This window comes from Pantoea sp. Fr-CA_6 (assembly GCF_024520895.1).
Classification (GTDB): Bacteria; Pseudomonadota; Gammaproteobacteria; order Enterobacterales; family Enterobacteriaceae; genus Pantoea; species Pantoea agglomerans.
The window spans coordinates 269,967-283,153 of the sequence record NZ_JALNPO010000003.1 but is presented as its reverse complement, the minus strand read 5'-3'; the positions used below and the strand labels follow the sequence as shown (position 1 = coordinate 283,153).

15 protein-coding genes and 2 pseudogenes are annotated in these 13,187 nt (G+C 48.9%); 10 read left to right on the top strand and 7 right to left on the bottom strand.

Translation table 11 applies throughout. The features are described from left to right. Positions 1-12 precede the first annotated feature (12 nt). Positions 13-618 carry a glutathione transferase GstA gene (gene gstA, locus NR201_RS07390; protein WP_256849585.1) on the top strand — a complete coding sequence of 202 codons (606 nt, stop codon included), beginning with the start codon at positions 13-15 and terminating at the stop codon, positions 616-618. A gap of 171 nt (positions 619-789) precedes the next feature. Then, complete coding sequence (locus tag NR201_RS07385) at positions 790-1,533, top strand: alpha/beta fold hydrolase (RefSeq protein ID WP_256849584.1); 744 nt, start codon at positions 790-792, stop codon at positions 1,531-1,533. Here the strand turns inward: NR201_RS07385 and NR201_RS07380 are convergent. Beyond that, positions 1,530-1,841, bottom strand: a complete 312-nt coding sequence (locus tag NR201_RS07380; RefSeq protein ID WP_187500401.1) for a cupin — start codon at positions 1,839-1,841, stop codon at positions 1,530-1,532. The two genes, NR201_RS07385 and NR201_RS07380, sit on opposite strands and share 4 nt — an antisense overlap. Positions 1,842-2,276: 435 nt before the next feature. On the opposite strand from NR201_RS07380, the gene NR201_RS07375 reads away from it, so the two are divergent. Beyond that, entirely contained in the window at positions 2,277-3,098 is an 822-nt protein-coding gene (locus NR201_RS07375) for a DUF4225 domain-containing protein (RefSeq protein ID WP_256849583.1), read from the top strand. Here NR201_RS07375 and NR201_RS07370 read toward each other — a convergent pair. Continuing rightward, positions 3,070-3,399: a hypothetical protein gene (locus NR201_RS07370; RefSeq protein ID WP_022624631.1), complete on the bottom strand. Its 330-nt coding sequence runs from the start codon at positions 3,397-3,399 to the stop codon at positions 3,070-3,072. The genes NR201_RS07375 and NR201_RS07370 overlap by 29 nt on opposite strands. 631 nt (positions 3,400-4,030) lie before the next feature. Here NR201_RS07370 and NR201_RS07365 point away from each other — a divergent pair. From NR201_RS07365 to NR201_RS07355, 3 genes are all read left to right on the top strand, one after another. Then, complete coding sequence (locus tag NR201_RS07365; RefSeq protein WP_256849582.1) at positions 4,031-4,714, top strand: hypothetical protein; 684 nt, start codon at positions 4,031-4,033, stop codon at positions 4,712-4,714. A 328-nt stretch (positions 4,715-5,042) separates the two neighbouring features. Continuing rightward, positions 5,043-5,663, top strand: a complete 621-nt coding sequence (locus NR201_RS07360; protein WP_010259809.1) for a protein phosphatase CheZ — start codon at positions 5,043-5,045, stop codon at positions 5,661-5,663. Positions 5,664-5,984: 321 nt separating this feature from the next. Continuing rightward, positions 5,985-6,290, top strand: a complete 306-nt coding sequence (locus tag NR201_RS07355) for a cupin domain-containing protein (protein WP_010259813.1) — start codon at positions 5,985-5,987, stop codon at positions 6,288-6,290. Positions 6,291-6,393: 103 nt separating this feature from the next. Here the strand turns inward: NR201_RS07355 and NR201_RS07350 are convergent, their stop codons facing one another. Next, a complete protein-coding gene (locus tag NR201_RS07350) occupies positions 6,394-6,834 on the bottom strand; it encodes a GNAT family N-acetyltransferase (RefSeq protein ID WP_033773716.1) in 441 nt (146 codons plus the stop codon). A gap of 205 nt (positions 6,835-7,039) precedes the next feature. Beyond that, on the bottom strand, positions 7,040-8,032 hold the full coding sequence (locus NR201_RS07345; protein ID WP_181955256.1) for a threonine/serine dehydratase: 993 nt from the start codon (positions 8,030-8,032) through the stop codon (positions 7,040-7,042). 51 nt (positions 8,033-8,083) lie between these two features. Here NR201_RS07345 and NR201_RS07340 point away from each other — a divergent pair, with 51 nt between their 5' ends. Then, positions 8,084-8,431: a helix-turn-helix transcriptional regulator gene (locus NR201_RS07340; RefSeq protein WP_022624627.1), complete on the top strand. Its 348-nt coding sequence runs from the start codon at positions 8,084-8,086 to the stop codon at positions 8,429-8,431. Positions 8,432-8,839: 408 nt separating this feature from the next. On the opposite strand, the gene NR201_RS07335 is transcribed toward NR201_RS07340, so the two are convergent. After that, positions 8,840-9,565 (bottom strand): SDR family NAD(P)-dependent oxidoreductase, encoded by a 726-nt coding sequence (locus NR201_RS07335; protein WP_256849581.1) that lies wholly within the window; start codon positions 9,563-9,565, stop codon positions 8,840-8,842. A gap of 106 nt (positions 9,566-9,671) precedes the next feature. Here NR201_RS07335 and NR201_RS07330 point away from each other — a divergent pair, with 106 nt between their 5' ends. Then, complete coding sequence (locus tag NR201_RS07330) at positions 9,672-10,595, top strand: LysR family transcriptional regulator (RefSeq protein ID WP_256849580.1); 924 nt, start codon at positions 9,672-9,674, stop codon at positions 10,593-10,595. 125 nt (positions 10,596-10,720) lie between these two features. Here the strand turns inward: NR201_RS07330 and NR201_RS07325 are convergent, their stop codons facing one another. Continuing rightward, the gene (locus tag NR201_RS07325; RefSeq protein ID WP_256844006.1) at positions 10,721-11,062 is read right to left on the bottom strand and encodes a hypothetical protein; all 342 of its coding nucleotides are present in this window, start codon (positions 11,060-11,062) and stop codon (positions 10,721-10,723) included. Between the two features lie 191 nt (positions 11,063-11,253). Then, positions 11,254-11,873: pseudogene (locus tag NR201_RS07320) on the bottom strand (LysE family translocator). Positions 11,874-12,028: 155 nt separating this feature from the next. Here NR201_RS07320 and NR201_RS07315 point away from each other — a divergent pair. Then, positions 12,029-12,328: a DUF4440 domain-containing protein gene (locus NR201_RS07315; protein ID WP_306278129.1), complete on the top strand. Its 300-nt coding sequence runs from the start codon at positions 12,029-12,031 to the stop codon at positions 12,326-12,328. Between the two features lie 146 nt (positions 12,329-12,474). Next, positions 12,475-12,977 (top strand): annotated as a pseudogene (locus tag NR201_RS07310) (GrpB family protein). The last annotated feature ends 210 nt before the right edge of the window (positions 12,978-13,187 follow it).

Genomic DNA, 13,187 nt, shown 5'->3' with positions numbered 1-13,187 from the left:
AACGGAGAAGACATGAAACTTTATTACGCCCCGGATACCTGTTCGCTGTCACCCCATATCGTGCTGTGTGAACTCGCACTGGAGTTTGAGCTGGTTAAAGTGGATAACAGGAGCAAGCTCACCACTGACGGACGCGACTTTCGCCTTGTCAACCCCAAAGGCTATGTTGCTGCGCTGGAACTGGACGACGGGCAGATACTGACTGAAGGGCCGGCGATTGTGCAGTATCTCGCCGACCTGAGGCCGGAAAGCGGGCTGGCACCGCCAGCAGGCAGCTGGGCGCGTGTTCGACTGCAGGAGTGGCTGAACTTCATTACCAGTGAAATACACGCGGGTTCCGCTCTGTTGTTTAACCAGGCACTGCCCGACGCTGTCCTGTCACTGTTTCGTGAAAAGCTCTTCCGGCGGTTCGACTTTCTGCAGGATACGCTCGCCGAAAAAGCGTTTCTGATGGGGCCATCATTCAGCGTTGCTGACGCCTACCTTTTCACTGTACTGGGCTGGTGTAAGCTCTTCAGCATTGAACTGGATCGCTGGCCTGCGCTGTTGGCGTACAGAGCAAATATCAATGCGCGCCCTGCTGTACAGGCGGCATTATGGGCAGAGGCGACGCAGTAAGCGCGGACAGATTGGTGGCCTGACGCCAGAGTATGAATAACCGGTCCGCTTTGATTTGCTGCTTACACCTTGCATAACAGTAGTCTGGAGCCAGAAGCGGACGGAAATTTATCGTTTCACCGGGAACAGGTTAGTATCTCCAGACTGACCTTTTAGCGGGGAGTCGGCTTTATGATTAACAACACCAGGGCGGAAATCTCTGTCATCAGGCATGCCGACAGGAATTTTGACGTCACGTTATTGAAGGTGAATGAGGCCAGCCAGTGCATCCTTTTTGCAGCAGGTGCTGGCGGAAGTCCATTGCGTCATCTTGAGCTTCTGCAGACCTTTAGCCGCAATGGTATTTCAGTGGTAGCGCCCCATTTCGAACGGTTAACCTCTTCCACACCCTCAAAGGCTGACTTACTGGAACGCAGCCAAAGACTTGTCCTCGCCCGCGATGCGTTTTGTCAACATTATGCCTCGATTACCGGCGTCGGGCACTCACTCGGCACCGTGATTCTGTTGATGCACGCCGGGGCGACGGCCTGGACTCGCACCAGAGAGAAGGTGACATATACAGGCAGACAGGATTTGAATCAACTGGTGCTGTTAGCGCCACCTGCGGATTTTTTCAGAGCACCCTCGGCCCTCGCCTCCGTGAAAGTGCCTGTCAGGATCTGGACTGGCGAGAAGGACACCCTGACACCGCCATCGCAAGCGCTGTTCATCAAAGAAGAATTATATAATCGAACTGAGACAAAACTTTTCGTGGTTAAAGATGCCGGGCATTTTACCTTCATGAACATCCTGCCGCCGCATATCACTGACACCCACCCATCACGCGACGCCTTTCTTCTCAATCTGGGAGAAGAGATCTCCCGCTTTGTCACTGGCTTGTTGGCTCAGCCAGATAATGAATCACAACTTAATTAAACCGATCCCTCTTTTTCAATCACCAGCACGCGGGCGACGCCCTGTGGATGCGCAATATGTTCTGTCCCTTCACTGGCATAAAAAATATCACCGGCGTTGAGTACCCGGCTTTTAACTTCGCCCTGCTCTTTATATTGCATTTCAACACACCCATCCATGACAGCAAAAACCTCCTGACCATCGTTGATGTGCCACTTATAAGGCTGATCGGTCCAGTGAAGTTTCACGCTGACATTATCGAAGCTGGCAATATGCTGTGAGTCCCAGGCCTTCGAACCGGTAAATTCCTTACTGCAATAAAAATTCATTTTAGCTCTCTCAACAGAAGTGATTTAGCGCCATCGACATCATCAATATCAGAGAGAGTTGATCGATTCTATACGTCAGGCATCTGTTGTCCTGATCTGTCCTCTGGTTGTCCGTTTAGGGGCAGAGCGGGGTTGTGACAATCAGTATGACCTGCCCTCTTTTACTGACTTAGCCAGACAGGCGCGACATGCTGATAAAGCGTAACGCGGCCGATGCGCTGGCGATCTCAATTGCATGAGTTTCGCTTTGGGTCGGTTTTCGCTGTCATGCGAATGGCCTCTGTATAAGTGTGAGAGCCACGATCATTTGAAATAAATCCTGATAGTTCATCCTCTAACGTGTTATCCGAAGCAACATATTTTCAACTGTAACGACGGTTTACACCTGTAAATAATGGGGTATTATCGGCGATATTATGTACAGGGAGAAGATAAATGGATGTAGCATTGATCGAAATGATGCGCTCAGGCAGAAGTAAAAACTGGGCTGAAACAATGATTAACCTTGAGGCCAGAAAGCTGATTAATACAGCTAATCATGTGTCCTCAGTCCATCTTTCGAATGGCATGACTCAGGTGAAGTTTGTTCAGGAGATCAGAGATCTGGTTGAGCAGCAGTTTGCGTCTGCCCGACGTGCAAAATCAGAAGAAGAATGCATAGCCTGTATTAAAAATCTGAGGGAAGAAACGGAAAACCTTCAGAAGCAGGACAGAATGCTGCGCATGAAAACGGCGAAACTCTATGCCAAAGTGGAGTTCGTCAGGGAAAATAATAAAATTGTCGGGTATGTCATTTCGGCTGTAAATGCAGTTTTGTCGGGGGCTGAAATAGCTGCTGGCCTGACCCTTATAGGAACTATGACACCATTGGGCGTTCTGGCCGGTGCAGTTTTAGTTACTGATGGTGCGAACGGCATAAGCAAAGAAATTGCGCACTATGTAATGGATAACAAACAGTCTGAAGGATTGGTTGCTGATGCCGCTATGTCCACTGCTGCATTCATGGGGTTCAGCCCTGATAGCGGGCTGGGAATCTATAAATCAATCTCGCTTGTTGCAAATGCCTATAGCGTATTCGGTCTGTTCAGACGCCCTGGAACCTGGCGTCTGTTCAGATATTTGCCCGCGGATTATTTCAGGAAAGTCAGCACTATGAGCCGTCCAAAACTCACAATGAATATAGTCGGTTATGGTGTTAAAGCTAAGGTCATATTTGACCTTATGTATGTCACTGATGCTGCTCTGAATGAGCCGTGATTCTGCGATAGCGCCATGACTTGTATGCAAGCTTTGCTGGGGCTAAATACCATATAAAAGGCAATACAATCGCAAGTGTGGCCGCCAGCGTGATGCTGGTATCTACGGATGCCAGCATCAGCGTAAGAGCAAGTATGATAAAGGCAATAATAGTAATCCACTTCGAGGCGTTAAAGCGGTTAGCAAGATCATGGATCATGGAATCCAGTGAGCCACCATAATTAGCCATATTGTTTTTCAGTTTTAGTAGATCTGCATGACTAAAGCCGGATTCCAGTAGTGCTTTTTCACTCACTTTCATAGATTTTCATCCTTAAAAATTACCTGAATAGCTTAAGCAAGTTTACCTGAAAACGGCACTAAAAAACCCGTGAAGCGCAGGCTTTCTGTCGCGTGATACTTGTAAACGTCCATTATCCACAGAGCGGGTGGTTAGCTGGGATCAGCATGATGTACCAGTGCGCTTTTCCTGATCTATCAGATAGTGCCCCTTGTGGATGTAATCCTGACCGCGAAACAGCTGCGGCTAATCGGGATTTCCAGATACTGTTGGCATTTACTGAGGGATTGCCAACTCATCAGCCAGCCCTGACCCGTCATCCTGACCGTGAATAACCATGTAATACAATCGTTTAAATCTGGTCGCTAACTGGTCATCAGTGGCCACTGTACGGGTAGACTGCGTTCGCCATCTCCTGTGAACTGGACGAATCGACGCAACGCTATCCTTAAAGATGTGCGAGACGTTGAACATATGGTGATATGTTTGCGGTCAGCAAAGGGGATATGCCTGATAAGTTATGGGCAGTAATAACAACTCACTTCTCAAATCCTTATTATCCCTTAAAAATTAATCGAATAGCCTAAAATACCAGACAGAAATACTATTAATGACGAATCGCCTCTGTTCATACCAATGCCAAAGGTCTGTAATGAAATCGATAAATCTGGAAAGCTTGTATCGCTCTGCCAGCGAGAACACCTTCTCCATATGGGCGGAAAATGCAGGAATCGGAGCAATTAAAGAGGGAAATTACTACGATCCTGTAAGGCTGGCTCTTGCAGCGGGCATTCAGCCGCCGGTGACCTTTGATGTCTCACGTCTTATTTGTGAATTACAGCAGCTCACAAAGGATGATCCCCTTGCCGATATTCTGCCCACACAGGGTTTCCATTTTACCTTCCTGCCCCTGACTCTGCCGCTCTATAACGAAAACGAGCCATTGCCCGAAAAAATCGATGAATTGACGAATATCTGGAGCGGATTTGATGCGATAAAAATTGTTATCAGAGATCTGCGGTTAGTTGCATTGCCCAGTCAGTTATTGCTTGCAGGGATCCCTGATAGTTCGGCAATAGCCATGCGCCACTCATTCTGCGAAAAAGTTCTGGATTCGCACTGGAAAAATGAGTTGCTGATGCGTCATACCGGCAGCCCATTACCGGCACCCTTCTGGCACAGCACGATTCTGCGCTACGGCGCTGATTTTTTACCTGCACCCGTGCGTGAGTTTATTTTTGAACGTCAGACCATTAATTTTGGGGATGTAGATGGAGAATTAAAACTGGCGAGGGTTAACTACAACTGGACAAAATGTTATTCGTTGGCGGATTAATTAAGACGAAGAAATTACATGATAAATAAGATACTGCCTGCCCTCGCGTAAACGTTTCAGAAGTGGGTAATACGCCCCTTTTTTCGCTCATAACAGTCATTAACCCGCACACATTCCGCTCTATACCTGACAACCCCCTCCGGCTGAAAAAACAGGGCCTGCGCGCAACACTTTCTGCCTATTACAACCCTGATGTCGTTAGCTCTAGGGTGTCTCATTCACATCATGTCACTTTTTACACGAGTAAAAACCTCAGGAAATTTAAAAAACCGCCGCGAGCTGCCGATAACCTCAGGTATCGAAACTCTGTACGCAGGAAACAACATCCATGTCACCATCCGACACCCATAGTAAGCATCAGGAAATTGGCGAAATTACGGCGCGTGCTGGCTTCATCCTGCGGCAGCTTCGCGACAGTCTGCAACAGCTGGGGCTTGATAAAACCATCGCCGATGTGGCGGGAAGCATCCCAAACGCCCGTGAAAGGCTGGGTTATGTCGTCACAATGACCCGCGAAGCAGCAGAGGGCGTAATCAACAGCGTGGAAATCACGCAGCCTCTGCAAACCGATCTGGGAGAAAAAGCTGAGAAACTCTCGCAACGCTGGGATGCCACTTCCGGTACGCTGTCAGACAAAGAACAGACCCAGGCATTAGCGGCAGATACCGTTGCCTTGCTGAATGATGTCCCCCGCGTCACGGGTCTGACGCAACAGCAGTTACACGCGATTATGATGTCACAGGGCTTCCAGGACCTCACAGGACAGATTGTGCAGGCTATGATGGCCGTGCTGAATCAGGCTGAGCAGCAGCTGATACAGGTCATCCGCGATAATACCGGCTCACACAGCACCGCCGAGCGCACTGCGCCGTCTAAACCTTCCTCCGCACCAGAGACTCCTGCCAGTCAGGATGATGTGGACGACCTGCTGGCCAGTCTGGGAATGTAAGCCGACCCGAAGAAAATACGCGATTTAAAATGACGATTAATGATTAAAGGTCTGCGCAGGACAAACAGTTCGTCTGACAGCAAACACGCTATTGCGGCTAAATGTCCGCTTTGCGCTATTAGCTGACGCGATTTAACTATCGGCCCGTTGATAAACAAGGTTCTGACCAGGCCAGATTGCATAATCTGGCACTTCAGAAATAAGAGCATAATGAGGAATGGTATAGTCTCTTATTCGATTTATTTTCCCATATTTATTATATGACGGTAGGAAATATATATGGCATAAGAGCATTAAAAGAACACTCAAAGGAGTGACGTTATGTCGCTTTATGACCTTAGAATTGAATCACATGCATTACCAGAGGCCTGGCACTCTCAGGTATTAGGCCACATTGGCACAGCGAATCTCAAAGTTTTACGAATGGATGAACGCTCTGTTATTGAAGAGGTACATGAGTATGATGAAGGGTTACTGGTCATTGACGGTCGTCTTGAACTGAGCGTGAAAGGAAAACAAATCTCTGTAACTTCTGGCCAGCTTTACGTAGCCAAGGCTGGGATTCCTCATAATGTAAAAAAAGGCAGTTTTGGCACACTGGTTATCATAGATTTGCCAGAAACATGAGTAGCCTAACGATAGTTTGTCAGATATTTGATCAGAAGATAATTTGCCTGATGCAGATGTCCGCCTTATGCCATAAGCGGACGTTTATGAAAATGACAGTAGATTACACGCTGCGATATTTCTCCAGTTTGATATCGGTATCGTTAATCTCTTTTTTATTGCCCCAGCCGAGCTGCATGTAAAATTTCGCCGCGCGACTATTTTTATCGGTTTCCAGCCAGGCAATCTCATGATGTTTGAATAATTCCTGCTCGGCGAGAAAAACCAGCCTGCGACCTATCCCCTGGCCTTCATATTCCGGGAGAACAAAGGCCGCAAAAAGACAGCCTTCATCCGGTAAAATCATTGAAAAGCCGACTATTTTTTCGCTTTCAGCCGCAACCCAGGCGCATAAATTCTTTTCAATCATATCCGCCACGACGCTTTCGGTGATCCCCATCTGACGCATTTCTTCACGACTCAAATAATTCTCGAGCACTGAGGTTCTGACTTCGAAAATACTGTCAACATCAGAAGCCCGGGCTGTTCTTATATTTATATTCATTAGTCTTACTCCTTGTATGACAAAAATATTTTTTGATGATGCCTGACATTCCCTTAAACGAACCATAGAATTTTAAGCGAAAAGGCTGTTAAACGGCAGGCCGTCAAAGGCGGCACTACCTCAAAGCCTGCGTAATGAATGAAGCCGTTATGATAAGAACGTTGCGCAATATGAGCTCAGCCGACCTTAACTCCGCTCTGTTTCTTCATAGTGACGCCTCATTAACTAATTTGAGATAGCGGGAACCCGATATGTTTCTACCGCTCACCACGCAGACAACTTTACGCCCGCTCAGTTCTTTTGCATAACGGATGGCTGCCGCAACTGCGGGTACGCCTGAAGGCTCTACAACATGGCTGTGCAGATTAAGCATTAACAGCATCGCTGCTTTAATTTCGGCTTCTGAAACCAGAAGAACACGATCGACGCGATCGCGTATGAGTGGCCAGGTCATCGCTTCAGGCTCTATATAGCCACTTATGCCTTCGGCGATTGACGACGATATTTCCACTGGGATCGCCTCACCAGCTTCTTTCCAGCACGCAAACGTCGGGCTTGCTTCACTCTGCACTGCCCACACTTCGGCTGCAGGGTTTATGCCCTTGATGGCTGTTGCGATACCGGAGGCCAGCCCGCCGCCGCCAATGTTTACGAGAATAACGTCAGCGTCTGGCCAGTCTTCCATGATTTCCAGACCGACGGTGCCGCCTCCGGCAATCATCTGCTGATTATTGTAGGCTGAGACGAACGTTGCGCCGGACTGTTGCGCTGCGACAATGGCTTCCTGCCTTGCGTCTTCAATGTCGTCAAAAAACGTAACCTGCGCACCATAACTTTTCATTGCAGAAACCTTAATCGGGTCTGCTGAAAACGGTAAGAATATGGATACGGGTATGCCTGCCGCATGTCCCGCACAGGCAAGCCCTAAACCATGATTCCCTGCCGTCGGAGCGATGACGCCGGCACGTCGCTGGTCTGCATTAAGACTGGCAAGAACGTTTGCAGCACCTCTCAGCTTAAAGCTACCCGTATGCTGAAGATTTTCCATCTTAAGCCTGACCTCCGTCCCGACAAGAGCAGACAGCGAGTGGGAAGGCTCCAGCGGAGTTTTGCATACTGTTGATTTAATTCGCCCGGAAGCGGCATAAATATCTTTCAGCGTGACACTGTCTGTTAGCCTTTGTCTGTGGTTTGTCATAGTATGCCCCTAAAGTTATATAAGAAAATTACTATATAGGCGATTGGCTATATGCACAACTCAAAGACATTAATGGCCGATATTTTTCGTGCCCTTGGTAATGAGCATCGGCTCGTGATTGTTGAATGGCTGTCCGATCCAGAGTCACATTTTCCGGTGCAGCAGGACGGCGATCTGGTTAAGGATGGTGTGTGTGTCGGATTTATCACCGAAAAAATTGGTCTGAGTCAGCCCACCGTGACAGGCCATCTGCAAATTCTTGCTAAAGCTGGGATTGTGACATCGAAACGTATCAAGAACTGGGTGTTCTATAAACTTGATCGTCAACGGATGGATGAAGCTACGGCAATGTTGTCTGGATATGGGAAGCAGGCGACTGATTCACCTGAACAGCCATAATTGGTCAGTATGTGTATTTACAGGGCAGGAAATGCAGTGTGTGTGTATATCTCGCTCCTGGCGTGACCGCCTTTCAGATAAATTAATTCGGTCATCGTTATCTGTTGTCATCTTTTGCAAAACTGCCGTTTAACTTCAGAAACTACCCCGGCTGATGACCAGCCTGTAGGTCTGGGTCCACTTTTCATTCAAAGCGGACCTTATGACCTAACTTTCTGTACGAGCCGTGCCTGAGGCGGCCATTAATTACATTCAGATGCGCTAAGAAACATTGAGCCGCTTATTTTCCTTCAGGATGATTCGGACATATTTGAGAACCGACTGCGCACGACACGCCAGGCATTCTGCCGCATCCCGTCAACCAACCTGCCCCATCCAGGCAGGTGGAATGCTTTTATTAGACGAGATTCACCAGGGTGCGCGCTCTCCATCCAAAAAGAATCCTGCGGTGATTGTCTGGCATGCTTCAGCAGCGAGCCAGACGATCCCCCTGGCCGCCTGGGATACAGTTCGATAACCGGTATGTCCGTTAAAATCGGTGGCCGTATATCCCGGGTCAACTGCGTTTACGCTGATGCCATACTCAGACAGTGAATTGGCAAATGCCACCGTAACGCCATTTAATGCCGTTTTGGAACTGGTATAGCCCAGTGCCGCTACCTGAGAGTAGGGATGCGCTTTGTCAGATAACCATTCCAGCGATCCCAGCCCGCTGCTGACCATGATAATCCGGGGTTCCTCACCCAGTTTGAGCAGCGGCAGAAAAGCCTGCGTTACTCTGATGACGCCGAAAACGTTGGTGTTATACACCGTCATAATATCGCTGATGCTCTGCGACTCAGGCGCGATGGGCCAGGTTCCGGGAATACCCGCATTGTTGATCAGCACATCTAGTTTTCCATCTTCTGACTTTATCTGCCCGACGGCCGCATCAACACTTTTCTGGTCTGTCACGTCAATGATAGCCAGCCGCGCTTTAATGCCTTCCGACAGCAACAGGCTGACAGCATCATGACCGCGCACCTCATCGCGGCAACCCAGCCAGACATTAAATCCCAGTTTCCCCATCTCTCTGGCCGTTTCAAAGCCAATACTTTTGTTTGCGCCGGTAATTAAAACCGTTCTCTTCTTCATGTTGTTGCCTCAGTGATTTATGCAGGTGTATCTGAGTTATAAATCTCTCAGAGCTGTTTGATAAGAGGCAGCAATACGAATACGCTGTTCGGAAAGGCGAACAGTAATGGAAGTTGAGATGGATGATGTCGCGATATTTCTTGCCGTCTTCAGGGGTCAGGGTTTCCGGGCCGCTGCTAAAACGTTAGGCCTGGCACCCTCAACGGTCAGTGAGAGGATTACCGCGCTGGAAGTCACTTTGGGCGTTCCGCTGTTTATCCGCACAACCCGCAGCGTAACGCCCACAGAAGCAGGCCGGATGCTGGCCAAGCGCATGGCACCTCTGCTGAGCGAAATGAGATCGGTGATGAATGACGTGGCAAGTTCTCAACGGGAGGTGCGCGGGCTACTCAGGTTGAACGTGACGGGTGCGGTGATGGTCGATATTCTTCCGCCCCTGCTTGAGCAATTTCTCGATCGCCATCCGTTGCTGCGGGTGGAGATTATGGTGGACGATCGCCTTGTTGATGCCACGGCGGAAGGCTGCGATGCAGGCATACGCTATGGCGAACATCTGGCCCGGGACAATGTTGCCGTTCCTGTCGGCCCACGCCGCCAGCGTCTGGCTCTCGCGGCGGCACCCGACTACCTTGCTTCGCGCGGTCTCCCCGTTCACCCGACGGCATTGGCCGAACATCACTGCATCCGCCTTAAGTATTCCAGCGGCGCGCTGATACCCTGGGAATTTGAACGCAACGGAGAAACCGTCAGCGTCAACCCTGCTGGTCGCCTGACTATCGGTGTCAATGGCGCATCAGGCGCAATTGAGCTGGCAAAAAAGGGTCAGGGCATTATCGCCGTCTTTGAAAACTGGCTGCAGCCCTGCTTTACGACGGGTGAACTGCTGCCTGTGCTTCCGGAGTGGTGGCCCGAATTTGAAGGTCCCTGGCTCTACTTTCCCAGCCGCTTTATGTCAGCACCTCTGCGCGCTTTTGTGGATTTCCTGAAAGAGGTCCAGTCAATGCCTGAACCGCTCGATTGTCTGCAGTAGCAGGCCCGCCAGTCGATATTGAGCTCGGCTAACAAGCGCACCTCTTTTTTGACAGGTTGTGGCAGGTTAAAACGCACTGAAGGCATGGGGCCGCGTTTCAGACCGCTTTTTGCCAGAAGCGGACGTTAAGGAGTAGAAGGAGGGTCATATTCCCAGGCAGATGGATCGCTGTAAATATTACCATCGTCGTCCATTACCCGAGCGCCGAGGAACCCGGCAATGTCTAACATTTTTCTATATAGCTGCGTGTCTGGCCATTTGGTGTAAATATTGCCATCGTTCCAGTCAAGCCATGACTCATCATGCGATGAAGCACCCGACCACAAAGCATGATAATCGCCATTTTTAAGGTCTATCGTTAATTCGTTATCACTATCAATGAGAGAAAGCCACTCCTCAGGAGTTATTTTTGCTTCTTCATTTTCAGCCCAAAAATCAGCCCGTGTTATATATAACTCTACGCCCATGATCTATCCACTAACCATTCAAACATTGGTTTTGCTTAACAGGTTCACTTACAAATTAACACTGGGGATTGTTTTACGCGAGTTACATGCAAACTCCGGTATATGATGACGTCCGCTTTTCGCTCATATCGTACGTTAGCCAGACGCTAATCCGCTTGTGCCAGAAGCGTACGACGCCAGCCAGTCCAGGGCTATCTCGTGCTAATAGCAAGTTTAGCCGCGAAGCATAAAAATAAGCCCCCTGTTGCTCTGTCCATCACCCGGACAACGCGACTTTTCTTCAATACGGCTGACGCAAAATGCGTGGATAAAATGAGAGTGACTGACCATATAGTCCCGATAGCAACGTGGATGCTGACCAGGATAAAAGTCCATATTAAAGGTGAGTGACCGGCTGGTATGAACTGCGGCAAAAAAGAGACATAGAAAATGCCCATTTTGGGATTGAGCACATTCCCCAGCATTCCTCTGATAAACCAGCTCCCCTGAGAAACGTTGTTGTCATCACCATTACTGAAAGAAGATCGAGGACGTATCAGCAGTTGTAAGCCCAGCCAGCTCAGGTAGACCGCGCCACAAACTTTGAGCACAGTGTAAGCCATCTCTGAAACCGCCAGAAGAGCACCAAGACCTAACGCGACCAGCGCGCCCCATACAAAACAGCCAGCATCAATGCCAAGCGCAGCGTGAAAAGCCTTTTTGCCGCCCTCAGCACAAGCGGTGCGGAGAATAAGTGCCGTATCAAGGCCGGGAGTCAGGTAAGTAACAGTGCTGCAAGAGAGAATGCGAAGAGGGAATCGTTAACAGTCATTTTCTTTGTCCGAAAGAGCAGATGCTAATCATTTAGTTCCCTGCAATCAATCTATCAAATATTACTTTTTAAAAGTCCGCTTCTCGCTCATAGCGGACATGGGCCAACGTTTAAGTCCGCTTCGTCCCAGAAGCGGAAGTAGCGCATGAACTGTTATGGTAAATTTGAACGTCCGGCTTAATCACTTGAGGATAAGCAGAGTGCTTCTGGAGAAGCTCAGATTGCTTGAGTGCAGCCTTCACGGCGACAGGCGCAATGATCCGGAGTGGCTGGAACTGATTCTTCATCCTGAATTCCGTGAAATCACCCTGTCAGGTGTGACGGTCGACCGGTCAGAGACCATTGCGTCGCTGCTAAGTGAAAAGGCTGCACCTTATATTCTCAGCAGCGATTTCTGTCTTACGGAGATGGGCTGCGGTTACCCTCTGCTTCACTATCGTGACGTTTTACGCTGATGGCAGCCATCATGCATTACGTTCCTCTTGCTGGATTTGTTCGGATGAGGGCCAGTGGACTCTGTTTTTTCACCACGGAACGCCGGCTGCAGGCAATGCCGGGGTTCAGGGTTGAGTTGCACACTTAGGACAGAGAGAATGGGTTTATGCGGAAAATTATTGTTGTGCCATACGATGATAGATGGCCTGAGATGTTTGAAGCTGAAAGTTTACTGATAAAACATTGCTCGGTGGAATGGCTAAGGATGTCCATCATATTGGAAGCACGTCAGTTCCTGGTCTCTCAGCAAAGCCCGTAATTGATATGCTACTTGAAGTTTCAGACATCAATGAACTGGATAAGTACCATTCAGCAATGGCCCACGCCGGGTATGTTGCTCGCGGTGAGAACGGGATTGCGGGGCGCAGATATTTCATTAAAGGTGGTGATCAGCGTAGTCATCAAGTCCATGCGTTTGCAGTCGGAGATATGCAGGTATTGAGACACCTTGCTTTCCGTGATTATCTTCGAAGAAACAAAGACATTGCAGAAGAGTATGCTGAGATAAAACACGCAGTTGTGTTAGTCAGCAGGAACGATGCTCATCGCTATAGCGCCCTCAAAGCGAAATTTATAGAGCGTCATCAACAACTAGCGCTAGCTGTCTGAGAACGATTGAGATTGAGTTCGTTGCCGGGAGGGTATGTTCAATAACGATGAATTCACTGAGTAGTCATCAGTCAACGTCTGCTGTTCGCTCATAGTGGACATTGGCCTATACACAGTCCGCTATGTGCCAAGGGCGGACTTTGCTTGGATCATGGTAAGTTAGTTTACCGGGAGCAGGTCACAGTCTGACAATGACGATCCAGACTTACT